The sequence below is a fragment of the Roseomonas sp. KE2513 genome, from assembly GCF_016107305.1.
Classification (GTDB): domain Bacteria; phylum Pseudomonadota; class Alphaproteobacteria; order Acetobacterales; family Acetobacteraceae; genus Roseomonas.
The window spans coordinates 1-678 of sequence record NZ_RCVR01000174.1; the positions used below are offsets into that span (position 1 = coordinate 1).

Here is a 678-nt window from a genome sequence, read left to right on the forward strand (position 1 = left end):
TGGTGGACCTCCCGTGCCTCTGCGCGTGCGCTGCCCAGGAAATCCGCGGTCGCGGCACGGCAGAGCGGCTCCGGATCGGCGAAGTAGGCACCCAGGCGGGAGAGCGCCTCCCGCGGCGGCGGCGTGGCGGCCTCGGCCAGCAGGGCCGGCGACGGCTCCCGATCGAGGGAGGAGAGGCGCTGGCGCGTGGGCGGGTGGGTGTCCGTCGGGTGGGGCTGCGTCTCCTCCAGGTGGCCGGCCGGGTCATCCAGGCCGCGCTCGGCCGCGTGTTGCAGCGTGGCCGCCACCAGGTCGGGCGGCGCGGCATCGGGGGCGCGGAAGGAGGATCCCAGGGTCTCGTCGATCCGCGGGTAGGCCGCCGCCGTACGGAGCAGGGCGCGCGCGGCGGCGTCGGCCGAGGTCGCCTTGGCGCCGGCCGCGTCGGCGGCAAACTCGCGCAGGCGGCTCCAGTGCCGGACGGCGTGGTGGAACTGGTCCATCACGAAGACGCCCAGCTGCAGCGCCGGGCGGGTCAGCAGCGAGTGGGAGCCGTCCGCGCCCATGCCCGCCAGAGCCACCGCGTCGAGCGAGCGGCCGACACCGGCATAGATCGGCAGGAAGCGCAGGCTGTACTCGGTGTCACCGCCCGAGAAATGAGCAAGCTCGTGGCCGATGATGGCGGCCACCTCGTCCTCCCGC

General features: G+C 75.2%; 1 protein-coding gene. It reads right to left on the minus strand.

Going from position 1 to position 678, the window contains the following annotated elements; genetic code table 11:
- On the minus strand, positions 1-665 hold a 665-nt coding region (locus D9599_RS30810; protein ID WP_309228771.1), incomplete at its 3' end, for a M48 family metalloprotease.
- Positions 666-678: the final 13 nt, after the last annotated feature.